The following is a 25,253-nucleotide window of genomic DNA, read 5'->3' on the forward strand; positions in this document are numbered from 1 at the left end:
CACCGCAGATGAAAATATTACACATCGTTGGTCATATTCGAGAAGCGGGCAATGGCTTTGTCAATGCAGCAGTTGATTTGGCTTGTCTTCAGGCTAAATATGGGCATGAGGTGAGTGTTATCTCTAGCGGAGGCGAATATGAAGAACTGCTGGAAACTTATGGTGTTAAGCATTTTCTCCGCAAAGAAAAAGGCGGCAAATTGCTTCGTCATTTCAACGCGCTCAAGCTTTACTGGCACATTTTTAATCAATTTCAGCCAGATATTGTTCACGCCCACATTCCAAGGGAAGTCATACTCTCCCGTATCCTTCAGTTCAAGTTTCAATATGCGATCGTTTCTACAGTCCACAACGAGTTTCAGTGGAGAGCAATTTTTACGGGTTTAGCCGATCGCGTTATCGCGGTTAGCCAAGCAGTAGGTCAATCAATGATTCGTCGTGGAATTCCTGCGGAGAAAGTCAGAATCATTTTGAATGGAACGTTAGACAGCCCTCGTAAGCGATCGATTGAGGATTATCCCCCGAAGAAGCTACATCAACCTGCAATTTTAACAGTGGCAGGAATGCAGCAGCGCAAAGGAATTGCGGATTTGATTGATGCCTTTAAAATCATTGCTCCTAAGTTTCCTCAAGCTCACCTCTATTTGGTTGGAGATGGTCCCGATCGCCTTCAATTTGAACACCAAGCTCAGCAAACAGCAGTGAGCGATCGGATTCACTTTGAGGGATTTCAGCCCCAGCCTGAGCAATACTACGCCTCCGCAGATATTTTTGTGCTGGCATCCCACCAAGAACCTTTTGGGCTGGTGTTAACAGAAGCGCGTAAGGCAGGCTGTGCAATTGTGGCAACTGATGTTGATGGAATTCCTGAAGCACTCGATCGTGGACAAGCCGGAGTTTTAGTGCCTCCCAAAAATAGCGGTGCGCTGGCAGAAGCATTAAAGCAGTTGCTTCAGGATCCTGAGCGATTGAACCTGTACAAACAGCGATCGAAAAAAAATCTTGAATGGTTCAAGGTCGATCGCGTTGTGGAGGAGACGCTGAAGGTTTATCACGAGCTTTATCCCAGTTCTTAAAGTGAATATGAATCAGAAATCTTTGAGCCAGGGCGTACTACCTAAAAAAGCCATTTCTTACTCTGTTGATCGGCTTTTTTGCCTCGATTTATTAAAAGCAGCAAGTATTCTATCGGTTGTCTCGTTTCACGCGATTTTTGTTCCTCGCTCAGCCTATCAAGACAGCCTATTTTTTCTCGATATTGCATCTGCTCCACTACGATTCTGCGTTCCTGTTTTATTTACAATTTCATTTCTATTGTTTGAAAGAGGAATTGAGCACTCTGCTGGTCAGCCCGACTGGCAAATCTTGAAGAAGAGAATTTCTCGTCTCGCCATTCCTACTCTATTTTGGTTTAGTCTGGCTGTCATTCTTAAACTCAGCACAGGTCGCAATTCATTTCCTGATCTTTTGCTGGCTGTTGCAAATGGAACGATTTTTCAGGGAGCTTACTATTTCCTTGTTCTGTTTCAGATGATGCCGCTGTTAATCCTGTGCAGACGCCGGTTTAAATATCGGAAAGCAGTCGGATTCATCATAGCTCTCCAAACTATTATTTTTTTGTTAATCTATTTCATCCTCGCTAGGGCAAATCAATTCTCAGCCCTTTTATCATCTCTAGAAGGGGTCGGTCGTCCTTTTTTGATTTACTGGCTTGTTTATGGCGTATTGGGGATTTATCTCTGGCAGCACTGGTCAAAATTAGTAGAGCGATCGCGCCGCATCCCGATTTCTGTAAAGCTTGCATTTCTAGGAGTTGGAGTTTTGCTGGTGCTCGTTGAGCGATCGATATTCTTTACGATATCAAACGGTGATATTCCGCCTTTTGACTACAATTTGCTAATTTGTATTCTGATGACTCCCATTATCTTTTTGTGTGCTGCATCGATTAAGCAGGAGCAGCTGCCTGAACCTGTGAGCAACTGCATTATGCTGGTGTCTCGCTATAGTTTGGGGATCTTTTGTATTAATGGAATTGCAAGTGAGATTTTTCTGTCTGTGGGTAGCCGTGTGGCAAGCGGCTTTACTTTTAGCCTGGCAGAAATTCTGCTGATTAAACTTATCGGATGGACTGTTTTATTTTTGCTTTCTTTGAGGCTGTCGATTTTACTCGATCGCATTGGTTTAGGCGCGATCGTCCGTTGAAAGTTTTCTGCGGTTCACGCTCTAAAAAGATGTTTGAAGGTTTTGCGATGACTCACGAGAATTTCAAGGTTTTCCGTTCAGGGCAAATCCAGGGAGCAATGTAGTACCCCTGCGATTTTTCTAACAATCTCTAAAACGTTCAGTTCATCTTCTTTTAATCGATTGACTTCTAACCATGAAAAAGTTTCAGCACTTTCTTATTACCCGATTCAATGTAAAGGTCAATTTCAGTTCTTCTGCCGGGCTTGATCCAGAATGGCTGGCGCATCGGTTCGATTTATTCGATCGCTTTTGTTATCCCTCAGTTCAAGCCCAGTCTAATCAAAACTTTCAGTGGTTGGTGTACTTTGATGCGGATACCCCTGATTGTTTCAAAGCAAAGATTTCTGAATATTCAAAATGGCAAAATTTTATCCCTATTTTTCTGAGCGAACCGTTTACTGATGAAGTGAATCGATCGGTAATTCTCAGCTATCTTGATGGGCAAACTGATTTTTTAATCACAACTCGTTTGGATAATGACGATGCAATCTGCGACAAATTTATTGCAATTGTTCAGAGTCATTTTGCCCAACAGGAGATGCAGTTTATTAACTTGCCTAATGGCTATGTGTGGCAGGATGGAAAACTGTACTCTTTTGAATACTTGAGCAATCCTTTTATGAGCTTAATTGAGTGCATTCGCGATCGAACCGTGAGTGGATTTAAAACCGTTTTGTGTGGAAGTCATACTCAGGTTGCAAAAATCGGAACCCTAAAGCAAATCAAGACCGAGCCGAGCTGGCTTCAAGTGATTCACGACAAAAATGTTTCTAATCGCGTTCGGGGAATTCGACAGCCGTTAACGAAACTGAAAGGAAGATTTTCGATCGCAGAAAACATCGAATTCTACAGAGATGGCAGTATTTCCTACTCTGTAGACAAAGCGATGAGCCTGCTCAAATATCCTTTTAACGCGATCGCCACCCGCTTGCCGGACAATGTGAAAAGCGGCATCAGAAATTTGATCTTGCCTCGCGCTTTCTGAGCAGAAGTTCTGGCCTTAATTTGTGCCGAGCTGGGGTTTTTCGTTGTACTTAAGCCAGTGCAAATCGAGCGTTTTTAGCATTGTGACCAGATCATCGAACGTGGGCGGTTTGACCATATAAGCGTTTGCTCCTAAATCGTAGACGTGGTTGACATCAGTAAACTCCCGGGAAGACGTGAGAATTACAACGGGAATACGCTTAATCGTGGGCTGTTGGCGAAGCCACATGAGCACTTCTGCGCCCGATCGACGTGGCAGTTTTAGATCGAGCAAAATCAGTGCGGGAAACGGGTGAAGACTACGATCGGTATAGGGAGCGTGTCCTGACAGATACATCACTGCGCTATCGCCATCATTGACCACCTGAATAGACACTGTAATCTCGGCTTTGCGAAATGCGCGCTGAACGAGAAATACATCTTTGGGATTGTCTTCAACTAACAAGATTGTTTGATCTGCACTCACTCTTGTTTCTCCACGATACGATTTCTCTACGATATGATTTCTCCACCATTGCCTCGGTAGAACTTTCGGTTCGGTGTGTATTCGCTGCGTATTTGATGTGTATTCGCTGCATGGTAGATGTGTATCCGATATTTTTCAAATGATCATTCAATTTAAAACTTTCGGTACTTCTCAAATATCCCTTTAGCATTTGCTAAACCAATGATGGCTTACTTTATCGAAATGACTTCACTCAAATTTTAGTTAATTAGTGCATCCTGTTTAACGCATCCTGTATTGATTTGGAAAGATTATACTGATTCTTCAAGTATCCCATCAATGACGGTTGTGTTTCCAGCCCGAGTTACGATCATGGTGAGTAGCACTTTAATGTGCTGTCCATCCCCCCGTTGCAGGTCAAGCTCCTGCTTTTCGATCTCCGCGGTTGACGCTGACTGAATCAAGCTGGAGAAAAAGCTGAATCTCAGCAGCGATCGTGCCTGCTCGATCGACTCAACGCCCAGCAGCGTCAGAAAAGCCGGATTACACTCTAGCAATTCATGGGCTTCGCTCACCCGAAACACGCCAATTTTCAGCTTCTCTAGCAAGGCACGAAAGCGAATTTCAAGCAGTGCAGCCTGTTTTTTAGCAATCGCCCGTTCGATCCCAGCCCGCACCGATGACGGAACTCGCACATATCGATTTGGCTCTTTGAGAATGTAGTCATCGAGTCCCAGCTTCATCGCTTCGACAGCGATTTCTTCGGTTCCCGTATTAGTAAACATAATCACCGGACAATCGGGATATCGTTCCTTAATGGCTTCAAGAATTTCTAAACCCGTTGTCCATCGAAGCTGAAAATCAGTAACCACGGCATCGAAACCGCCCTGTCTGATGGCACGATTGAACTCACCAGAGCTAATAATTTCCTGTACATTTAACTGCTCGAATTCGCGCTGGAGTTCGCGCAGAACCAGGAGTCGATCGCTGCGGTTGTCATCAATGAGTAGCAGTTGAATGGGTTGGGTCATGAGTTCCTCGATCCGGGAGAACAGCTTTTGGCAGTGCAATCCAAAATCGGCTTCCTTGTCCAAGCGCAGACTCTACGCCCACTTTACCGTCCATGCGCTCCAGCCCTTTCCGCACAATGGCAAGTCCAATGCCCGTGCCGGGATAGCTTTCTGCGCCGTGCAGCCGCTCAAATACGTGGAAGATCCTTTCTTGATGCTCAGGAGCAATACCAATACCGTTGTCTTCAATGAACAATTTAACCCAGCGTTGATGCTCGTGCTGCTCCTCGCGAAAATAGGTGTGAATTTGCGGCACTGTTCCCGGTTCGACAAACTTCATCGCATTACTAAACAGATTTGCCATAACTTGAACCAGCGTCGATCGATGTGCTGCTACCGAGGGCAGTTCCTCCGGCAGGATGATTTCTGCTTGTTTTTCCTGGATTTCAACCGCCAACTGCTTTATCGCATCGTTGATCGCTTCTTTTAAGTTCACTTCCTGAAGGTTAATTTGACTTCGGCTAAGACGGCTGTAGGCAAGCAGGTCTGCGATTAAGCCGCTCATTTGCACCGCATCTTCGACGATCGATTCGATATAGCTTTTGGCAGTGTCGTCGAGCAGGTCGCCATAGTCTTCGATGAGGGCCTGAGCAAAGCCCTGCATGGTGCGGAGCGGTGCCCGCAGATCGTGTGATACCGAGTAAGTAAAGGCTTCGAGTTCTTGATTGGTGGCTTTAAGCTTAGCGGTGCGTTCTGCAACCCGCTGTTCGAGGTCGGCGGCGTAGTGTTGGAGCTGGTCGCGGAGTTGAGATTGCTGAATCGCGATCGCTAATTGGTTTGCGACTTCGCCCACAATTTCTAAATCTCCTGCTGAAAACGCGTCTACTTCACGGTGAATCAACACTACATCTCCCAAAAAGTGTCCATCTGCACGCAGGGCGACAGCAAGAAAGCTGTGATAGCCCTTTATTAGCAATCGCTGAAGCAGCGGGGATTGTTGCGTTTGAATCAGGGTGGCTAAATTTTTGATGTAGCCGATCGCTTCTCGATTGACCAGAACCTCTGGCGTGGTGAAATCGAGGATGGGGCGAACGGTTCCGGCAGGGTTAGTATCAATCTCTCCGGCTAACACTTGAAGCTGACTTTGCGCCAAGTCAAACACTAGCACCGCCGCCTGATCTGCCGGGACAACTTGCACGAGCCGCGACAGCGCTGCTTCAGCAATCCTTGCGGGAGCATCAAGGCGCAAAATTGCCCGATCGATCGCTTGCAGGGCGGCGAGTCGCTGAGCTGATTTTTGCTGCTGCGCTTCGGCAAGTTTGCGATCGGTAATGTCACGCGAGATGCCAATAATCCCTGTAATATTTCCCTGAGCATCGATGTAGGGATCTTTGGTGCTGAGATAGGTGCGTATCTCGCCATTCTCTGGAATTTGTTCTTCAAAAATTTGCGATCGTCCTGTGGTCATCACCGTGCGATCGATGGCTTGGATCTGACTGAGTAAATCAGGCGGTAAAAATTCAGCATCATCTTTGCCCAGCATCCCTTCAACCGATTGACCCATAATTTGAGCCACTCTTTGATTCACAAGCTGGTATCGCCCCTGGCAATCTTTCATGAAAATCGCGTCAGTGGTTCCGTTAATCACAGATTGTAACAGGATGTAATTTTCCTGAACTTGCCGTTCAATACGTTTGCGCTCTGTGACATCGATCGCGGTGCTAATCACTAATCGCCGTCCGTCTGCCAACCTCCCGACTGGAGAAGAGAAAAATTCCCAGATGCGCTCTTCTCCGGCGCGAGTCATCACCACAAATTCTCCTTCGGCAAGGCTTTTCTGGAAGTCATACAGTCGATCGATCTCAGCCTGAACCGTTTGGCGACGATCGCCGTAGGCGCGTTCTGTCCAGTCGGCGATCGTGGGAATGTCCGAAAGCTGATAGCCTGTGATCTGTTCCCACTGGTGATTGATCTGAAGCACTTCTCCGGTTTCGGAATGCAGCATAATCGGCAGCGGAGCTTCTAAAATGGCGCGGCGAAATCGTTCTTCGCTGTCCCGCAGTGCCTCTTCCGCCAGATCGCGATCGTCCAGACTTTGCTGAAGCGAATTCACAAGCTGAGTATAGGTTCGCGCAACTTTTCGGAGCTGCTGCCCGCTAAGGTATGCCAAGATTGCCCCGCTCGCGATTGCTAGCCCGATGCTGCTGGTGATCACAAAGCCCGTTCTTTGGCTTACCGTTTGAACGCGCTTGGCTCGGAGCTGTTCTTCTATGGCAATGAAGTTTGTGATCAGGCTTCGCATCCTGTCCATTTCCCCTTTGCGGCGCAGCAGGGTGGCTCGCAGGGTGACTCGATCGCTGTCCACCAGGGCAAGGACTTGCGGCACACCCCGCGTCCATTGAATTTGCTGCTGCTGTAGATCTTCGGCTTGCTGCACCTGCCTCGGATTGTCGCTCACCAGACGTTTCAACTGATTTGTGGCAGTCCCAATCTGGCTGCGGGCTTGCTCGTAGGGTTCTAAAAAGATTGGCTCTCTGGTGAGCAAATAGCCGCGATTGCCGGTCTCCATGTCGAGCAGCAGCTTTTGCACCCGATTGGCGTGGGAAATGACGCGATCGGTGTGATCGACCCATTGCAGGGCTGTCATCAGGTGCAGCGTTTGCCCGATGAAGATGCCCGATACCAGTAACAGCAGCACAATCGGAAGGACGAACGCCTTCGTTAGCCGTTGCTGAAGCTGTGTTTGAGCAAAGTGCTGCCTAGTGTGGTTCATTCAATCACCCTAACAAATGATCGATTTATGACCCATCAAACTGGCGGGCGAGTTTTCAAGAGCCTGGTAATCTCTATGATGAGCACCACTGGTTCGATCGGCTCTGCCAGATGGCATTGAAACCCTGCCTGGAGTGCCTGCTGCTGGTCAAGCTCTGCCGCGTAGGGATCAGACTGCTGCGATTGAAACTGACTTGTGCCTGTAGACAATTCCATCATTGGTGATACCCCCGCTGTGGCTTGAAATAGTTAGCATCCGAGATTGGGAACAAGTCAGGACAAGCTAAAACTCTTCTGAGAAATATTGCTTTAACAACCGACTCGCCGTAGCTTGGTTTGCCTCGATTTCTTCGGAGTTCTGCCCAATACCCGTTCAGGCTGGGTCAGCTCAACCTGCAATGATTTGACTTGCCGCAGGACGATCGGAATTGGCTTGGCACGATCATTCTCCCACCGGTTGATTGTAACTAAGGACACACCTAATTTAGCAGCAAACTGCTCCTGCGTTAATCTACACAAGTCGCGCTCAGAGGGAATCAGAATATCAATACTGGCAAAGTCCGTGTTGGCTGTATTCATACTGAATCATGTACTGAATCATGCCGATTGGCCGTTTAACTTTGTCGTTTTACCTTAACGGAAAAATACTCGCAAAATCCTCAAGGAAAATGCGTTAGGGAATGTACTCTCTATCGAAAGGTGTGAGAGCAGTTGGCACAACTGACTTTTGATAGATCTGTCTACTAAGGATAGATTTATTTGCAAAGAACTGCTGGGAGGAATGCTTTGAGCCGCCTGCAGAGTGCCATATTTTCAAACCCTTATTTTCAAACCCTCCTTCAAGAACGGCTCAAGTAAGAACGGCTCAAGATGATCAATAAGACTTTAGCTCCTTTCCGATCGCTGCAATTCCCCAGGCGATCGACTCTGGCGGGTGAGAGAAGTTGAGGCGCATCGCGTTATAGCCTTTGCGATCGGGAAAGAAGGCGGTTGCGGGCGTGGTGAGGATGCCCTGTTCGCGCAGGGTGTGGCAGATTTGCTCTAACGGTAGCCGATCGGGTAGCTGTACCCACAGCAGCAGTCCTCCGATGGGCACAGTCCAGGTTACCTCTGCGGGAAAATGATCTTCCAGGGCTTGCAGCATTTGATTGCGGCTCTGAAGGTGATAGGTCTGCAAGTCGCGAAGCCGATGGCGATAGTGCCCCGATGCCAAATATTCGCTGACGATCGCCTGTGAAGGAGTGGGCGTGTGCAGATCGTTGATCAGCTTTTGCTCGATCAGGGGTTGCAGATGCTCGCCCGTCACCACCATATAGCCCACCCGCAAACTGCCCATCAGCGTTTTAGAAAAGGTGCTGACATAAATCACCCGATTTTGCTGATCGAGGGCTTTGATGGGCGGCGGCACGGGTTCAAACTGGAGTCCTTCATAGGCGTTGTCTTCTAGAATGAAGCAGTCATACTGCTGTGCCAGGGCGAGAAGCTGTTTGCGGTGGGCAAGCGACGTAGTGATTCCCGTAGGATTGTGCAGCGTGCTGACGGTGTAGATTAATTTGGGACGATGGCTTTTTAAGTATTGTTCAAGCAGTTCCAGATTCATTCCAGCGGGGGTCATGGGAATGCCGATCGTCCTGGCTCGCAGGTTTTCCAAAATCGATAGTGCGCCGTGATAGCAGGGCGTTTCCACAATTACCCAATCTCCCGGCTGCACAAAGTAGCGCAGTGCCAGCGAAATTCCCTGCATTGAGCCAGTGGTGATCATCAGATTATCCGCAGAAACGATCAGACCGCGCTGCACCAGCAGTTGAGCAATTTGCTGCCGGAGGGTTTGCAATCCGCGTGGCGTGTCGTACTGATAAAGCGTATCGGCAATCTGACTCATGGCACGACGGGCAATCCGCTGCAAGTCTTCTAAGCCAAATGCCTGAGGAAAACCACTGCTAAAGTCCAGAATGCCTGGCTGTCGCTGTGCCTCAAAAGAAGTCATGTAAGACTTACAGAATGTTCCATATTGGGGTGGAGGAATGACTACCCTTTGAGCCGGGGCAAAGCTAGAAACTAGATTGAGCGGGATTTCAGGGCAGCAGTTAACAAAGTAGCCCGACCCCTGACGAGCGTGAATTAGCCCGTCTGCTTCTAAAACGCTGTACGCCTCGATCACGGTGAGCTTGTTGACTGCGGCTTCTTTCGCCAATTCGCGTACCGAGGGCAAACGATCGCCCGGTTGCAGTGCCCCGGAACTGATCAGACGACGAATGCGATCGCGAATCTGCAAATAAATTGGCTGCTCTGCCTGGCGATCGAGGGGAATTTGCATAGCGCAAGTGCATTCAACAATGCAAAGAATTGAACCTTATCGCTTTTATCGCTCATTCGCCTGGAAATGTCCTGGTACAGTTTCTTAAATTTTGAACAGAACAGTTTTAGAAATCTTGAACTGTACTAGCAAAAGCGATCGAATCTGTACCTTCTCCTCAAAGAAAAGTCAGCGCAAATTAGAACAATACTGATTCACGACTCATTCACCCCGATTCACTTTACTCATGACTGATTAACCTTATTCACCCCAATTCCCCTTTAAGGAGGCTGCGATGAATACGCCAGAGTATCGCTACTTGACCGATGAAGATCTTGCCCTGCTTCAAGCCAGAATTTCGCGCCAGTCTTCTATTTCGCTGCGGCGATCGCTGAGTTCGCTCTGGCAGGCTTTTTTGAACTGGGCTGCGGCTCGTCCTGAACCCCGGATCACAGAAAAGTTCGATCGCCAGGGATTGAGGATGGGCTGGCAGGTCTTTGACCCGGAAACTGGGAGAACTGCTTTCTTAGGTTCTGAACTGGAAGTTCGTCAATGGTTAGAAGAACGCTATCGATAATGGCGTGGTTTCCTTGTGGAAGTTTTGGGGTTTGCCAAGCCAGTTTTCAATGCTGATTCCCAGTGCTTTATTCACCGTGATCTTGAAATCCTGAGAACACTGTAGAGAATGGGCAGTTATCGATTTTGACAATCATGCGGTTATTGATTTCGAAAATCGTGCTCAATGCGATTTATACACCCTTGAAGATCATTCCTTAAAAGTTGGTGCATGAAATTGCCCCATTCAATCGCCGCGATAAACTGCCAAAAGTTAACTGAATTCAGATCATTCTCAGATTCATTCATAGACATCTTGTTGAAAGAGAACAGGCTCTCGCTGCACTGTGGCAGATCCAACTAAATTGACAATCGCCTGGATAAAGACTTCGGGTTCGATCGGCTTGGAAATGTGCTTCTGGAACCCGGCTTGGAGTGCCTGCTGCTGATCGAGTTTGCTGGCATAGGCAGTCAGCGCGATCGCCGGAATTTGTCCTCCCTGGTCTGGAGGTAAGGCTCTCACCTGCTGTATCAGCGAATAGCCATCGATGTCTGGCATTCCAATGTCACTGATGAGCAGGGCGGGCTGAAAGCGATCGACTCCGGTTAAAACTTCCAGAGCTTCAGCTGCTGACGCTGTAATCTGGACGATCGCTCCTGCCTGTTCCAGAATGGCGACGGCTAACTCTCGCATATCTGCTTCATCATCGACTACCAGGATTCGTAGGCCGGTGAGGGGTTGGAGGGGTAAGGAAGTCAGCGAACTGTTTGCATCCCATTGCCCCATCTCCCCGGCTCTGATTCGCTTCAGCAGCGGTAGCCTGACGGTAAAGGTGGCTCCTGTGCCTTCTCCTTTACTCTCAGCCCGAACGGTTCCTCCATGCAGTTCGACCAGTTGACGCACGATCGCCAGCCCCAGCCCTAATCCACCAAATTTACGGGTGGTCTTCCCATCCTCTTGCCGGAACGACTCAAAGACATAAGGTAAAAAGTCTAGCGCGATGCCTTTGCCCGTGTCTCTGACTTGAAGCTGCGCCTCTGACCCGACCCGCTTTAACTGCACCTCGACCTGTCCGTCACTGGGAGTAAATTTGATGGCATTGGAAAGCAGATTTGACACAATTTGCTGTAAACGTCCGCTATCTCCTAGGACAGGGAGGAAGGACGAATCAAAGTCAGTTTTAATCTGAATATTTTTGGCTTCGGCTGCCAATCGCACGGTTTCTAACGCGGCTTCGATCGTCAGGACTAAATTAACAGGGGCTTTGTTTGAAGCGAGCTTGCCGCGCAGAATTTTAGAGATGTCTAGCAAATCATCAATGAGCTGCGTTTGCTGTTTTGCATTGCGCTCAATAATTGCTAATGCTTGCTGTGTTTTTTGAGCATCAAACCTGCCTGTTTGTAACAGCTTTGACCATCCCAGAATCGGATTCAGGGGCGATCGTAATTCATGGGATAGCACTGCCAGAAATTCATCCTTGATGCGATTGGCTTGCACTAAATCCTCGGTTTGCTGCTGGAGGGCTTGCTCTACCTGCTTCCGCTGGGTGATGTCGAGTAGCGAAACCAGCACATGATCATACGACTCTGAGGCAGGTGGAAACGTGATGCTAAACCAGACATGGAGCCGCTCACCCTGCAAAGTTTGCAGAACGGTTTCTGTGACAAAAAAGGTTTCTTCGTTGGCGATCGCGAGTAGCTCTTCGGCAAAAGCGGCTTGCGTTTCCGGGACAAAGATTTTCTCTAAGGACGCGAGCAGTTCTCTTTTTTCTTGGGCGCCAAACATGGTTAAGGCAGCCTGGTTCACATCCTGAGGTTTGATGAGCTGTGCCATTTGCTGAACAAATTCGGGATGATCCGCAAAATACTGACGAAAATCCTGAACTCCTGCTGCTTTGAGCTGGTCGATCGCAACCTTTGCTTCCGAAAAATCCTCTTCCCAAATTGCCACGCCGACTGATTCAAAGATGTAGCGATAACGCTGTTCCTGTTCTACTAATTCTGATTGTGCCCGTTTGCGTTCTGCTTCGCCGTGCCTTGCTGAGGTAATATCCAGTGCTGTGCCAAAAAAGTCAACGGTTCGGCGGGCTGATCCTTCCCCTTCAAATCGAGCTTGCCCCTTGGCAGATATCCATCGCTCGGTGCCGTCATTCCACACCACCCGATACTCAATTTCATACGTTCCCGCTGAAGCGGGATCGAGTGCAGCCGCCACAGCCTCCGCAACCGATTTACGATCGTCGGGATGAATGCGCTCCAGCACGGTCGAGAGCGGAATCATAACCAGGTCATCTGGCTCACCCCAAATTTGACGCATTCGTTGATCGATTTCGACCAGGTTTGTCTCCAGATGCAGCCGCCATCCTCCTACCTGCGCCACCTGGGTTGCTATCCGAGTCCATGCTTCACTTTCTTGCAGGGCTTGTTCAGACTGCTTGCGATCGCTAATGTCGATCGAGACTCCCAAAATTTGGCAAGGCAAACCATCTGTAGTGCGGTTAAACACAACGCTTTGCGTATAAAACCAACGCCACTCGTCATTGGCATGATGTGCGCGATACTCAATGCCCAGCACCTCATTATCGGCTGCGGTCTGGAACGATTCAGAATAGGATAATACGCGCTGTCGATCGTCAGGATGAATCAGGATTGCGATAACGTCTGTTCCCATTGCCTGAATCTGTTCAGAAGAGTATCCCAACAAATCAGCAATTTGGCGGTTTGTATAAATATTTCTCTGTTCCAGAATGTCATGGACAAACAGGATACCGGGCATCGCTTCGGCGATCTGCTGGCTGTAACGCTGGCTTTCCTTAAGTTGGGTTTCAATCTGTTTGCGAACCGTAATGTTTTCAAAGGCAAGTCCAAGGCAGCGATCGGGAAGGGCAAACGCTTTGAGCGCATAAAATCCAGTCGAGATACCGTCTTCACCGTAGGAAACTTCGCCCAAATCGATTGGTCGTCCAGTCTGAATCACCTCCAGGTATTGCTGTACCAATGGGGTTTGCAGCAGCTTCGGAAAGCTTTCTGCCATCGTTTTGCCGATCAGCGGTTCAAAATTCAGCCCAACTGTTTCCGAAGCGGCAGGATTGGCAATGAGCAGCCGAAACGATTCGGGGTTATTGGGGTCTTCCAGTTGCCAGACGACAATCCCCACTTGAGTATTGCGAACGATATCCGCATAAAGCTGCAAACGCTGTGCGGCTTCCTGCTGAATGTCTTCTGCCTGCTGTCGCTCTAGCTCTGCTGCAATTTGCACGGCAAACAGGGTCAGTAAGGATTCAACAAGCTGGACATTTTCTATCGGCTTGTTGTCCATTACGCCCAGTAAGCCTAACAGCGTGCCCTGTGAATTAAAGAATGGAATCGCGGCATAGCTTTCAATTCCCAATGAAACCAGAAAGCGATCGTCAGGAAACAACGCCTGAGCCTGACTGCCATAGCAGACAATTTTCCGTTGACGAATCACTTCGAGACAGGGCGTATTCTTGAGCGGATATTCCAGGTTGTCAGCAATTTTGCCTTCAGCATAAAAGGCGATCGTTTTGATCGTTTCCGGGCTGTCGTCCATCAGCAAAGTAATGCAGGCGTAATTCACCCCCAGGGCGGTGGCGAGATGCTGTACCAGCGCAGTAAAAAAAGCCTTGCCTGTTACTGCCGAAACGCCCTGCGTGACCTTTAGCAGAGCTGCATCAACCTGAGCCATTCTACGAGCCGCCAACCGTAGCTCCAGCTCATCCATTACTATTGCGGCTAAGTCAATCAGGGTTGCTTGCTGCTCATCGGTCAGACCCGGACGCGGTTTCGTATCTACCAGAGAAAGCGTGCCCAGATTCACTCTGTTTTCAGTTAGCAGCGGTGCACTTGCATAAAAGCGCACGCCTGGTTCACCCTGCACAAAAGGATTGCGACTAAAGCGATCGTCTTGCAGCGCATCAGGGATGATCAAAACATCGTCACCCAATAGCGCGAAGCTGCACAGAGAAACATCTCGCGGAATTTCCTGCTGATCAAACCCGTAACAAGACTTGAACCATGCCCTTGACTCATCCATCAGAGATACAAACACCATCGGTACATCAAATAGCCGCGCAGCCAGAGCCGTGATGCGATCGAATGCTGCTTCGGAAGGCGTATCGAGAATGTTGTAGTACCGCAGTGCCTCTAATCGTTCCGTTTCATCGACAGGTCGAGCAGCAGACTTAGGAATGGGCGGGGGCACGGCTTCTGCCATAGCAAATTACAAATAAAGTTACAAACTATCAGAAACGAAAATTCTCAATAAATTATGAGAAGGGGTTGCGTGTCCGTTTTTCCCATGTCCGTTTTCCCAAGTTGTTGTATTGGAGTGTTTTATTTAAGCAGCCATCGCTGGAGGAGCCACTTGAGAGGGCTAGCAAGAGTTTTCTGTCTACTACTTTTGAGTGGTCATGATCCAACGTCTATCATTCTAAAGGTTGGGCTTCGGTTTTGCTTGAGCGGTTTTGCTTGATCGATTCTGCTGAGTGAATTGCTGAATCAACGGCTGAGTCCATTGCTTGCTGAATCCAGTGCTGAATTCATTGAACTGCTGGCGATCTGATTGCTAGCGGTCGTTTGCGGTTGACCGTGCTGTTATCGCTGCGGATTGAGCACTCGCGCAGCAGGTCTTACCCCGGCAAGATGCGATCGGGTCCAATTCAGCAATGTCAGCCGTCTTTTTGTAGCGTTTCAAACAACCTTAAGCATGGCTTTACAGTTGTAAAGGTAAAGTATCCCAAGTACCTGCGATCGTCAAAAATAAGGCTGTTATTTCTTTATAGACCTATCCAGGGGAGGATTGACAAATCAATCAATCTAGTGTTTATAGGGCGAATTGCTGATAAACACTATGAAGATTACTTGAAATCCTTGCGCCACAAAAGTTTTGTTGTAATTATTAAGAAGTGCAAAGATGCAAGATATCTGAGGCTTACGGTGCCGAACGTGATTCGTTCTGGAGTGACCTCATCTACCCACACAATTCAGAACCACAGAGTAAAAGATTCTATCTAGGATTGGGGCATGGGTCGTCTAACGGCTGCACAGCTCCAATCAAGACTCCGCGTTTCGCTCAGTCTGCGGTGCAGTGATCAGGGATGCAGTTGAGGTGCTTGTCCACTCAATAATTTCTCCCTCCGCCTCGGTGAACTGTGAGTCTCGCCCGCTTAACGAATGAATACTTCCTTGTCCATTAGTCCGATCGATAAGTCTTTGAACGTCAACAACACAAACAGCATCAATGAGCTGAAACAAGCAGTTCAGGTGTTTATCCAAACACAGTTTACAGGCTGCTTAGAGATAACGGTCAAGGGTCAACAAAGCTTCCAGGCAAACCTGTTCTTCAGATCAGGTCGTCTATTCGCAGGAAGCAGTAGCCTCCATCCAGTTCGTCGGTGGTGTCGCCAAGTGGCTCAATACTGTCCCCACCTCACGGCATCTTCTTCACAGCAATCTCCTCAATTTCAGTATTGGAGTCAGAATGGCTTAATTGAATTCACAAAACAAGGCAGGATAACCCATGAGCAGCTGGCTGCAGTGGTTGAAGGCAACCTGATTGAGATTTTGTTTGATATTACTCAAACCGCTGCCCAAACGAATGCAGAAATGCAGCTCACCTGCAAACCGCTCACAGAAAATCTACTGCCTCCCTACTTGGTTTTTCCTTCAATCAGTCGCATTCATCAGCAAGCGCAGCAAATTTGGCAAGTTTGGCAAGAGTCTAACCTGAGCCCGTGGTCTCCCAATTTAGCCCCGGTAATTTGGGACGCTGAGGAACTCCGGCAGCAAATGTCATTCCTGGCGTATCACAATCTCACATTATTGGCAGACGGCGATCGCACTCTGAGAGACATTGCAATTCAGCTAAAACAGCCCCTCGTGCCGCTAACCCGCTCCCTGTTGCCCTACCTTCAGAGCAGAATTGTTGGTCTAGACCAGGTTGGGGATTGGGATCGCGATCGAATGTCTTTGTCGAATCGTCGCACAACTCCACCAAGCACAACTCCGCCCAGCATAACTCCGCCAACGGCTGTTGCTGCTCAGGCGCGATCAACGCCGCTAATTGTCTATATCGAAGATAGCCGCTTTGACAGTGTTGCCATGAGTCAAATTGTGGCTCAAGCAGGCTACCGATTTATTAATGTGCGAAACCCGATCGAGGCATTGCCCATTTTGCTGGAGCAGAAGCCAAGTCTCATCTTTCTAGATTTGCTGATGCCCGTGACCAATGGCTATGAAGTCTGCACCCAAATTCGACGAATCTCAGCCTTTAAAGACACGCCGATCATTATCGTGACGAGCAAAGATGGAATCGTCGATCGCGTTCGGGCAAAGCTGGCAGGGTCTTCAGAGTTCATTACTAAACCGATCGAGCGAGACAAAGTATTGAGTGTTTTAGAAAATTATCTAAAAAGTTGCTGAACGTCTCTCAATCGACAGTAGATTGAATAGTGTCTGCTGGCATGACATTTGCAAACAAACGGTGAACAAAGTAGGAGTGTATTAAAGATACAGCCTTGGTGTGAAATCTATACGGACTTTTATGTTTTACTCAGGAAGTAACGCGCTTTACCAAAGCGATGATTGAAGAGGTGATCGAAGAGGATATTTGAACAATTGCGATGATGCCTTGAACGATGCTGCTCCCAGGTCAATGTTGGGAAAAAGCCAATTACGATTACTTTTCAGGGTTGCTTTTCAGTGCTACTTTCAAAATTTTACAGCGTTGACCGATTTAGGGAGCTGCAAAAACTGAAAGGCTAGCAAAATGAATTTGTGTCTATACAGTAGTCAGTATTAGAGAATTTAGGGGACAAGGTCGCACCTTTGATAGTCCTCAAACATTCTCCAAGAATTAAAAGGAATGCTCCAAGCCAATTCCAATGAATTTAGGATTAGATCGAATGCCAAAAGTTCTCCTGGTTGAAGATAGTTTGACCGATGCTGAGATATTAATTTCCTACCTTCAACAAATCGGCATTGCTGTTGTCAAAGTCACGAACGGCGAAGAAGCTCGTACAACGCTCAAGTTACACAAACTTGATCTGGTGGTTTTAGATGTGATGCTGCCAGGACAAAGCGGATTTGAACTTTGCCATGAATTTAAAACCAACGTCGCGACAGGACATATTCCAGTCGTTCTATGCTCAACGAAGCAAACCGATGTGGATAAACTTTGGGGATGCTTATTAGGTGCGGATGCCTATCTACCCAAACCAATTAATAAACACAAATTGCTAGACACGATCGCAGAACTCATCCGGTTAAAAGGGCTGAATAACTAGATGGAAAAATCATTGCACCTGGAGCTAACCGCAAGCAGCCTTGATACATTGCTGCTGGACCCGCTCCCGCCCGAAGTTCGCCAACGATTACTGCGCTTTGTCCTGAGCGATCGGGACGAAGTTCTCCTTCCTTTAGAGCAAGTGACCGAAGTGCTTCACATCGATCCGGTCGATATTTTACCCATTCCCGAAATGCCGGGTTATGTGTTGGGAATTGGCAACTGGAGAGGGGAAATGCTATGGCTGATCGATCTGAATCATTTCATTGGGTTTCCTGGTTCCCCGTTCCACGCGCAGGCTTGCTCTTATTTCACGGTTCTTGTGGTTCAAATCAACCATGCCTTTGTTGGAATTCGAGTATTACAGGTTAAGGATATTGAATTACATAATTTGCAGCAGCTTCAGCCCGTAGTTGCTGGCTTATTTTCTCCCAATTTGCTGCCGCTTGTTTTGGGAGTTCTGCCCGAAAGCTGTGATGCGGTCTTAAATCTTCAAGCGATCGTTCAATACCCTTTATGGAACAGATACCCGAAAAAAGGCGTTTGAAATTTTTGAATCCCAATGCCTCGCCCCTGATGCGATTCGCCCGGCAAATCGTGGCGAGTTCCGATCAGGACTTTTCAGCAATTCAGAATAGCGATACCACGACTGCGGAGGATACGACGATGCGAGCCTTTGAAAGATCTCATGAGAAATACCAGCAGGACTATAGTTCCAGAATGCAGCCCACGACGAGCGTCGAAACAAAGGTGGATGAATTTGCGATCCCCGGTGGTAACAGTCTACGGAATGAAATAAAAACGGTTGATCTGAACCAAGCCTTTACCATCGTCAAACAGATGCAGCAGGCAGACAACCTGAATACGCTGCTGGCAACAACTGTCAAAGAAATTCATCAATATCTGCAAGTCGATCGGGCGATCGTCTATCAGTTTCAAAGCGAGAATCAGGGCATTGTGCTGGCAGAATCGCTTACCGGAGGTTATACCCCCACCCTGGAGGAAACGCTGCCCGCGATCGCTTTTGGGGCGGCAATGTCGCAAGATCCCCAGCCCTTTATGACCGTGGATCTGACTTCAAGGGCATCGCTCACCCCCCACCAAGTGCAATTGCTCGATCGATTTCAGGTGCAGGCGAGCTTAAGCTTACCGATCTGGCTCGAAGATGAACTGTGGGGACTGCTCGTGGTGCAGCAGTGCAATCGGGTGCGACAGTGGCAGGATATGGAAATTCTAGTGCTGCGTCAAATCGCGACGGAACTGCAACTGCAAATGCAGCCGATCGAATATCGCGATCGACGGCAGCAAAAGGCAAGAATGGAACCCGTTCTGGCTCAGATAATAGAATCAACGAACTCTTCTTCAGATACCTATACTGCCCTGGCGAATCTCTGTGAACAGTTGCGACGGTTTTATAAAGCGGATCGGGTTGTGGTGTATCGCTTCTACCCGGAATGGCAGGGGGAATTCGTTGCCGAATCAGTTGGGGCGGGCTGGCTCTCGCTGGTGGATGCTCAGGCAGATGATCCTAGCCTGACCTCGTCTGAAATCGTCAGCCACGATCGCTGTGTGAGCAAGCGAAACGGTGCGCCCGCGTTTAATGATGATCGAGACAAAATCCTGGAAGATACGCAGGGCGGCAGTTACACTAGACGGCAGCAGGTGAAGCGGGTGAATGACATCTACAGTGCTGGCTTTTCGAGCTGCTATATTAACACCCTGGAAAAGTATCAAGCGAAAGCTTACATTATCGCGCCTGTGTTTGAGCGAGATAGCCTGTGGGGTTTAATTGCGGTCTATCAGTGTACGGCTCCGCGAGTTTGGACGGATTCTGAAGTGATGCTACTTTCGTTGTTGAGCGATCGGCTCAGTACCGTTTTGCGGCAGCTCGAATCTATTGGTCGAGTTCAGGAAAAGTCAGCACAGCTTGAAAGCCAATCTCAGCGGTTAGCCCAGATAGTCGAACGGGGCGTTTCCTACAGCAAGTTGACGTACAAGCTTGGTTCTGCTCTGCTTCAGGAGAATTTCTCGATCGATCACATCCTGCAATTCGTTGTTAAAGAAGTGCGACAACAGTTGGGCAACCATCGTGTTGCGCTCTATCGCTTCAATGAAGACTGGAGCGGTGAATTTATTATCGAAGATGCCGATCGTAACTGTTATTCGATCGTGGGAGCACATCTCAAAGTATTTGGCGAAGATAGTCTGCAAACGAGCCAGGGAGGACGCTATCGTCGCAGGGAAACGCTTTGCGTTGATGATATTTCGGTGAATGAGTCGTCAGATTTTCCGGTGACGCTTTTACAGGAATGGGGCGCGAGTGCCTATCTGGCTGCGCCGATCGTCAAAGAAGAACAGCTTTGGGGATTGATTGTTGCATTTCAGAACGACGGTCCGCGTCACTGGGAACAGATTGATATCAACTTGCTGGCTCAGGTCGGAGTGCAGGTCGGGCTGGCCTTGCAGCTTGCAGAATCCTTCGAGCAGCTTCGAGGACAATCGATGCGAATGGCTCAATCGGCGGAGCAGGGTCGCTTTATTCTTTCAGTTGTGGATCGGATTCGTCGATCGCTCGATTTGCAGCAGGTTTTCAAAACCACCGCACGAGAAATTCGCAATTTTCTGGAGGTCGATCGCGTTGCGATTTTCAAGTTCCATGCGGATTCCCATTACACCACCGGAGAAACGATCGCTGAAGACGTGCGCCCCGGCTACACCTCTGCTTTAGCAGTTCAGGTGGTTGATCACTGCTTTAATGAACGCTATGCCGAGGAATACCGAAAGGGACGAGTCTGGGCAACTGCCGATATTTATCAGGCAAACCTGCAAGCGTGCTACATCGAAGTCTTGGGCCAATTTCAGGTCAGAGCAAATCTGGTGATTCCGCTGTTAAAAGGTGAGGAACTCTGGGGCTTGTTCTGTATTCACCAGTGCAGCGGAGCCAGAGAATGGCAGGAAACTGAGATTGAATTTGCCAAGCAGATTGCGGCTCAACTCAACGTGGCGATTCAGCAGGGCGAATATGTGGAGCGATTGCAGGCTCAGTCCGCACAGCTTGCAGAAGTTGCCGATCGAGAGAAAGTTGCCAAAGAGCAGCTCCAGCAAGAGGTCATTCAGCTTCTCTCTGCCGTTCGTCCTGCGCTGGATGGCGATCTCACCGTTCGCGCCCCAGTGACCGACGACGAGGTTGGCACCATCGCTGCCGCCTATAACAATACTCTGGGCAGTCTACGGCAGATTGTCATGCAGATGCAGACCGCAGCGAATCAGGTCGCTCAGACTTCTCAAGATAGCGAATCTTCGATCGCCAGCCTCACGGCTCAGGCACAGGAGCAGTTTCAGGCGTTAACGCAGGCGCTCCAACGAGTTCAGCAGATGGTCAGCTCGACGCAAGCCGTAGAAACCAACGCGCAACAGGTCGAAGCTGCCGTTCAACAGGCAAACCAGATTGTGATCACCGGGGATGCCGCAATGGATCGTACCGTCGATGAAATGGAAGGCATCCGTGAAACCGTTGCCGAAACAAACGATCGGCTTCAGCGATTGAGCGAATCGTCCCGCAAGATTTCCAGAGTGGTGAGCTTAATTAGTAACTTCACAACGCAGACTCAACTCCTGGCACTGAATGCTGCGATCGAGGCAACTCGTGCTGGAGAATATGGACGAGGTTTTGCAGTCGTTGCGGATGAAGTCCGATCGCTAGCTCGCCAGTCTGCCAATGCTGCAACTGAGATCGAACAGCTTGTCCAGGAAATTCAGGCGGGAACCGCAGAAGTGTCTACCGCGATGGAAACGGGCATTAAACGGGTGGTCTCAGGAACGGAAGTGGTGAATGATGCGCGTGAAAATCTGAATGCGATCGTGGATGCGACAAGCCAAATTAGCTATCTGGTTGCAGGAATTACTCAGGCAACGCAAGAGCAAACGCACCAGTGCCAGTCGGTGACACAAACAATGACAGAAGTCGCAGCGATCGCCAATAAAACCTCAGGTGATGCGGTGGAAATTGCAACCTCCTTTAAGCATCTGCTGACGATGGCGCAAGATCTGCAGTCGAAGAGTGAACAGTTCAAGGTGGATTGATGCGATCGCTCCTCAGGAGTTGAGTAAAGTTTTGGGGGAATTTGAGGAGTCTTAGAGATCCTACAGTGCCCCCTATATTCCTCAACTCTAGAGGACTTTGAGAACACAAGGATCGCCTTTTCTCAGGAGTCTTTGTTGTCTTTGTCAGATGTGTTAGCGCAGTGTAACGCGTTATCGTCAGGGCTTCTAGAAATTGATGCGTTACGGTTTTGCCCAACCCACTCTACGGTTAATTACGCCTACCTACTTAGCACAGCAATTAGCACAGCAATTATTAGTAAAAGCGATCAGTTATTAGCAAAATAATGACTACAGATTCAGAGATTCGCGAGAGAACTTATCAATATTTTCTTCAAGAAGCACCAGAATTGCTTCAAGCATTAGAACAGGGATTGCTCAGCTTCAAAGAAGAACATGGTATCAATCAAGTCAATAACTTGATGCGAGTGACGCATACGCTAAAAGGGGCAGCAACCAGCGTAGGACTGGAAACGATCGCCACTGTTGCTCACTCTCTAGAAGATATTTTTAGAGCCTTGTGTAATCCTCAGGCCCCGATTAATTCTGAAACCGAAGCGTTGCTTTTTGAAGGCGTGGAGTGTCTGCGTTTGCCGCTCGTGGCAGAACTTACCGGAGGCGCGGTTGACCATTCCGAGATTCTCGATCGAGCCGCTACGATTTTTGCTCAGTTGCAGGAGCAGCTCGGCGATTGTTTTGATCAAACGGTTTCCTTGCCTACCTCGGCCGAACTGGGTTTCGATGTCACACAATCGATTTTTGAAGTCGGCGTGGCTCAGCGATTAGATCAGATGACAGCCGCCTTGTCCAATGCCCAGCCCGACGAATTAGTGGCAATGCTCCAAACTCAGGCAGAGGTGTTTCAGGGTTTGGCAGAGTCGCTCAACCTTCGGGGATTTGGCGCAATTGCTCAGGCAACGTTGCTGGCACTCAACCATTACCCTGAGCAGGCGACAACGATCGCAGCCCTTGCATTAGCTGATTTTCGAGCCGGGCAAAGTGCAGTGCTTGAAGGCGATCGAAGTCAGGGCGGGTTCCCTTCAGAGGCGTTGCAGCAACTGGCAGGACAGAATGTTGATGAGGCAATCTTCGGTGTCGTGGAAATTTCGGCTCCTGAATTAGAGCTACCGAATCAGTCGGATTTAGCGGATTCAGCGAATTTATCAGATCTATCAGATTTATCAAATGCATTAGATTCAGCGGATTTATTAGATCTATCAGATGCATTAGATCTATCAGACCCATCTAATTCACAGGAGTCAGACCCGTCTTCAGATGCCTCAGGAGGTTCTCTGATTGAGAATATTTGGGGTCAATTGACCGACCTCGAGAGTCTCAATTCTGAAGAGGAGACAGAGCAACTCGCTGCAATCACCGTTGTGCCTCCGGCCGAGAACAATTCAACTTATCAAATTGATGTATCCCCGATCGCCAGCGATACTTCGGCGATGCCTTTCCCAAAGGAGCCGGGCAATCCGCCTGTCCATGTTCGGGTGAACGTTAAACACCTTGATGAATTAACTTATTTGGCAGGTGAGCTATTAACCAATCACAGTCGCCAATCCCTTCAGGTCGAACAGCTTCAGGGGGCTGCCCAGGCATTAATCAGTCGAATTCGGCAGCATCAACAACGCCTCAACCCGCTCCGAAGTCCGTCGATCTGGCAAACGAGCGGATTAGAACGCAAGCCGCGAAAATCAAAAAAACGTTCATCGCGGAATGGCGCAGCTCATCAACAAGCGACCGATCGCATCAATCGAAAAGATAGGATTCAAGATTCTCCAGGCTCTAACCCGATTAATCCCCAGCTCATCCAGTCGTTGCTGGATGACATCGTTCAGCTTACTGAAGTTGCAGATGCGATCGATTTATTCACCCGGACATCCAGTCAAACTTTAGAAAATCAGCGATCGCTATTAACCAACACGCGCCGCGCTCTGATTGAAGTTCGAATGCTGCCGCTGGGCGAAATTCTCAATCGCCTGCCGCCGATCGTGCAGCAGCTTGAAACCCTTCACAATAAGCAGGTAACGCTGGAATTCAATGGCACTGAAGTGCTGGTCGATAAGGTGGTGGCTGAGAAGCTATACAACCCATTGTTGCATCTGGTTCGGAATGCGTTTGATCATGGCATCGAACCGCAATTGCTCCGACAGCAGCAGGGTAAAGTTGGCTATGGCACGATTAGAATCTCTGCGCGGAATCAGGGCAAATACCTGATGATTGAAGTCCAGGATGATGGAAAAGGGTTGGACTTTGACCAGATTCTGAAACGGGCGATCGAGCGTCAAATCATTTCGGCAGACGCAGCAATGAGCGTTAAACCGTCGCAGTTGATTGATCTCTTGTTTGAGCCGGGGTTTTCCACTGCCGATCGCGTCAGTGATTTGTCGGGGCGCGGCGTTGGGCTAGATGTTGTACGAGATCAGATTCAAGCCCTGGGCGGCTCTGTCACGGTTGAATCGCAAAGGGGAGAAAGCACCTGTTTTGTACTGCAAATTCCGCTCAATTTGACTGTTGCTCCCCTGCTGGTTTTTGAAGCTGATGCGAAACGATATGCGCTGCTTGATGACGCGATCGAACAAATTGTTATTCCTCAATCTGCTCAGGTTCTAATGCGAAACGATCGCAGAATTTTGCAGTGGGGCAAAGGGAACGATACAAAATTAGTTCCACTTTACAAGCTAAAAGATCTTCTGAACTATGATGCTTTAATTCCTGACTTGACTCAGTTTCAAATTCAAAATTTGCCTGTTCAAGAAGGAATTAGACCTGTAATTCTGATTCGCTTTCGAGATACGCTATTAGGTCTAGAGGTGGATCAGTTGATTGGCGAACAAGAATTAGTCATTCGCCCTTTTGGAAGTTTGCTGAAATCTCCTGACTACATTCACGGCGTTAGCGTTTTACCTGATCGTCGCTTAGCTCTGGTCATTGATGGTGCATTATTAATGCAAAAAGCACTTGAAAGCCCAGTGGCTTCCAGTATCGCTCGCCATTGGAACAGTCAAGTGAGCCAAATGTCGCAGGACGATGCCGCAACGGCTCTGCTTCAGCCCCAGGCTCAAGCTGCTTTACCAGGCTTGCCCAATTTTGTGATTCCGGCTAATCCCAGTCGCAAGATTTTGGTGGTGGAAGATTCCATCACAACCCGTCAGGCGATCGTCTTGATGCTGCAAAAAGCGGGTTATCAGGTCTATCAGGCGCAGAATGGATACGAAGCGTTAACACAGCTCGAAAAACAGAAAATTGAGCTTGTGCTGTGCGATCTAGAAATGCCGGGAATGAATGGCTTTGAGTTTTTGAGACGGGTTCAGCAACAGCCAAACCTTGCCAATATTCCTATTCTGATGCTGACCTCACGTAATGATCAAAGCTACCGTTTGGTGGCTTCACAGCTAGGGGCAGCCGCGTATATGACAAAGCCTTACATGGAACATAAGCTGCTAGAAATGGTTGAGAACTTGCTTGAGAGAACTATCTTGAGAAAACCGTCTTAAGAAAATCATCCTGAGCAAGCAATGATGAGGTGATTTTTAATCA

16 protein-coding genes are annotated in these 25,253 nt (G+C 48.5%); 9 read left to right on the plus strand and 7 right to left on the minus strand.

All coding sequences use genetic code 11. The annotated features are described in order from the left end of the window. Window positions 1-8: 8 nt before the first annotated feature. From NDA02_RS18095 to NDA02_RS18105, 3 genes are all read left to right on the plus strand, one after another. Entirely contained in the window at window positions 9-1,076 is a 1,068-nt protein-coding gene (locus NDA02_RS18095; RefSeq protein ID WP_348255600.1) for a glycosyltransferase family 4 protein, read from the plus strand. A 7-nt stretch (window positions 1,077-1,083) separates the two neighbouring features. Then, a complete protein-coding gene (locus NDA02_RS18100) occupies window positions 1,084-2,202 on the plus strand; it encodes an acyltransferase (RefSeq protein WP_348255602.1) in 1,119 nt (372 codons plus the stop codon). A 175-nt stretch (window positions 2,203-2,377) separates the two neighbouring features. Beyond that, complete coding sequence (locus tag NDA02_RS18105) at window positions 2,378-3,229, plus strand: glycosyltransferase (protein WP_348255604.1); 852 nt, start codon at window positions 2,378-2,380, stop codon at window positions 3,227-3,229. 15 nt (window positions 3,230-3,244) lie between these two features. Here the strand turns inward: NDA02_RS18105 and NDA02_RS18110 are convergent, their stop codons facing one another. The 6 genes from NDA02_RS18110 to NDA02_RS18135 all read right to left on the minus strand — a co-directional run bounded on the left by NDA02_RS18110 (window position 3,245) and on the right by NDA02_RS18135 (window position 9,772). Beyond that, complete coding sequence (locus NDA02_RS18110) at window positions 3,245-3,694, minus strand: response regulator (RefSeq protein ID WP_348255605.1); 450 nt, start codon at window positions 3,692-3,694, stop codon at window positions 3,245-3,247. A 290-nt stretch (window positions 3,695-3,984) separates the two neighbouring features. After that, complete coding sequence (locus tag NDA02_RS18115) at window positions 3,985-4,704, minus strand: response regulator (protein WP_348247507.1); 720 nt, start codon at window positions 4,702-4,704, stop codon at window positions 3,985-3,987. Then, on the minus strand, window positions 4,673-7,456 hold the full coding sequence (locus NDA02_RS18120) for a CHASE3 domain-containing protein (protein ID WP_348255606.1): 2,784 nt from the start codon (window positions 7,454-7,456) through the stop codon (window positions 4,673-4,675). Before NDA02_RS18120 ends, NDA02_RS18115 begins: the two co-directional genes overlap by 32 nt. A 35-nt stretch (window positions 7,457-7,491) precedes the next feature. Further along, window positions 7,492-7,674: a hypothetical protein gene (locus NDA02_RS18125; RefSeq protein ID WP_348255608.1), complete on the minus strand. Its 183-nt coding sequence runs from the start codon at window positions 7,672-7,674 to the stop codon at window positions 7,492-7,494. A gap of 90 nt (window positions 7,675-7,764) precedes the next feature. Continuing rightward, window positions 7,765-8,034 (minus strand): helix-turn-helix transcriptional regulator, encoded by a 270-nt coding sequence (locus NDA02_RS18130; RefSeq protein ID WP_348255610.1) that lies wholly within the window; start codon window positions 8,032-8,034, stop codon window positions 7,765-7,767. A 295-nt stretch (window positions 8,035-8,329) separates the two neighbouring features. Continuing rightward, complete coding sequence (locus NDA02_RS18135; RefSeq protein ID WP_348255612.1) at window positions 8,330-9,772, minus strand: PLP-dependent aminotransferase family protein; 1,443 nt, start codon at window positions 9,770-9,772, stop codon at window positions 8,330-8,332. Between the two features lie 274 nt (window positions 9,773-10,046). Between NDA02_RS18135 and NDA02_RS18140 the strand changes: the two genes are divergently transcribed. Then, on the plus strand, window positions 10,047-10,328 hold the full coding sequence (locus tag NDA02_RS18140; protein WP_190792808.1) for a hypothetical protein: 282 nt from the start codon (window positions 10,047-10,049) through the stop codon (window positions 10,326-10,328). A gap of 279 nt (window positions 10,329-10,607) precedes the next feature. On the opposite strand, the gene NDA02_RS18145 is transcribed toward NDA02_RS18140, so the two are convergent. Then, window positions 10,608-14,540, minus strand: a complete 3,933-nt coding sequence (locus tag NDA02_RS18145) for a PAS domain-containing protein (RefSeq protein WP_348255614.1) — start codon at window positions 14,538-14,540, stop codon at window positions 10,608-10,610. A 959-nt stretch (window positions 14,541-15,499) separates the two neighbouring features. On the opposite strand from NDA02_RS18145, the gene NDA02_RS18150 reads away from it, so the two are divergent. The 5 genes from NDA02_RS18150 to NDA02_RS18170 all read left to right on the plus strand — a co-directional run bounded on the left by NDA02_RS18150 (window position 15,500) and on the right by NDA02_RS18170 (window position 25,210). Beyond that, a complete protein-coding gene (locus tag NDA02_RS18150) occupies window positions 15,500-16,747 on the plus strand; it encodes a response regulator (protein ID WP_190792809.1) in 1,248 nt (415 codons plus the stop codon). Between the two features lie 482 nt (window positions 16,748-17,229). Continuing rightward, window positions 17,230-17,610 (plus strand): response regulator, encoded by a 381-nt coding sequence (locus NDA02_RS18155; protein WP_190792810.1) that lies wholly within the window; start codon window positions 17,230-17,232, stop codon window positions 17,608-17,610. Then, window positions 17,611-18,156: a chemotaxis protein CheW gene (locus NDA02_RS18160; protein ID WP_190792811.1), complete on the plus strand. Its 546-nt coding sequence runs from the start codon at window positions 17,611-17,613 to the stop codon at window positions 18,154-18,156. It abuts the gene before it with no gap. Then, window positions 18,153-21,692 carry a GAF domain-containing protein gene (locus NDA02_RS18165; RefSeq protein ID WP_190792812.1) on the plus strand — a complete coding sequence of 1,180 codons (3,540 nt, stop codon included), beginning with the start codon at window positions 18,153-18,155 and terminating at the stop codon, window positions 21,690-21,692. The genes NDA02_RS18160 and NDA02_RS18165 overlap by 4 nt, the downstream gene beginning before the upstream one ends. A 305-nt stretch (window positions 21,693-21,997) precedes the next feature. Beyond that, the gene (locus NDA02_RS18170) at window positions 21,998-25,210 is read left to right on the plus strand and encodes a hybrid sensor histidine kinase/response regulator (protein WP_190792813.1); all 3,213 of its coding nucleotides are present in this window, start codon (window positions 21,998-22,000) and stop codon (window positions 25,208-25,210) included. Window positions 25,211-25,253 lie beyond the last annotated feature (43 nt).

Origin of the sequence: Leptolyngbya sp. ST-U4, assembly GCF_039962215.1 — a bacterium.
GTDB lineage: Bacteria > Cyanobacteriota > Cyanobacteriia > Elainellales > Elainellaceae > Leptolyngbya_A.

Coding starts and splice junctions, on each gene's coding strand:
- NDA02_RS18095 (WP_348255600.1), top strand. CDS start 9: ATGAAAATATTACACATCGTTGGTCATATTCGAGAAGCGGGCAATGGC.
- NDA02_RS18100 (WP_348255602.1), top strand. CDS start 1,084: ATGAATCAGAAATCTTTGAGCCAGGGCGTACTACCTAAAAAAGCCATT.
- NDA02_RS18105 (WP_348255604.1), top strand. CDS start 2,378: ATGAAAAAGTTTCAGCACTTTCTTATTACCCGATTCAATGTAAAGGTC.
- NDA02_RS18115 (WP_348247507.1), bottom strand. CDS start 4,704: ATGACCCAACCCATTCAACTGCTACTCATTGATGACAACCGCAGCGAT.
- NDA02_RS18120 (WP_348255606.1), bottom strand. CDS start 7,456: ATGAACCACACTAGGCAGCACTTTGCTCAAACACAGCTTCAGCAACGG.
- NDA02_RS18125 (WP_348255608.1), bottom strand. CDS start 7,674: ATGATGGAATTGTCTACAGGCACAAGTCAGTTTCAATCGCAGCAGTCT.
- NDA02_RS18130 (WP_348255610.1), bottom strand. CDS start 8,034: ATGAATACAGCCAACACGGACTTTGCCAGTATTGATATTCTGATTCCC.
- NDA02_RS18135 (WP_348255612.1), bottom strand. CDS start 9,772: ATGCAAATTCCCCTCGATCGCCAGGCAGAGCAGCCAATTTATTTGCAG.
- NDA02_RS18140 (WP_190792808.1), top strand. CDS start 10,047: ATGAATACGCCAGAGTATCGCTACTTGACCGATGAAGATCTTGCCCTG.
- NDA02_RS18145 (WP_348255614.1), bottom strand. CDS start 14,540: ATGGCAGAAGCCGTGCCCCCGCCCATTCCTAAGTCTGCTGCTCGACCT.
- NDA02_RS18150 (WP_190792809.1), top strand. CDS start 15,500: ATGAATACTTCCTTGTCCATTAGTCCGATCGATAAGTCTTTGAACGTC.
- NDA02_RS18155 (WP_190792810.1), top strand. CDS start 17,230: ATGCCAAAAGTTCTCCTGGTTGAAGATAGTTTGACCGATGCTGAGATA.
- NDA02_RS18160 (WP_190792811.1), top strand. CDS start 17,611: ATGGAAAAATCATTGCACCTGGAGCTAACCGCAAGCAGCCTTGATACA.
- NDA02_RS18170 (WP_190792813.1), top strand. CDS start 21,998: ATGACTACAGATTCAGAGATTCGCGAGAGAACTTATCAATATTTTCTT.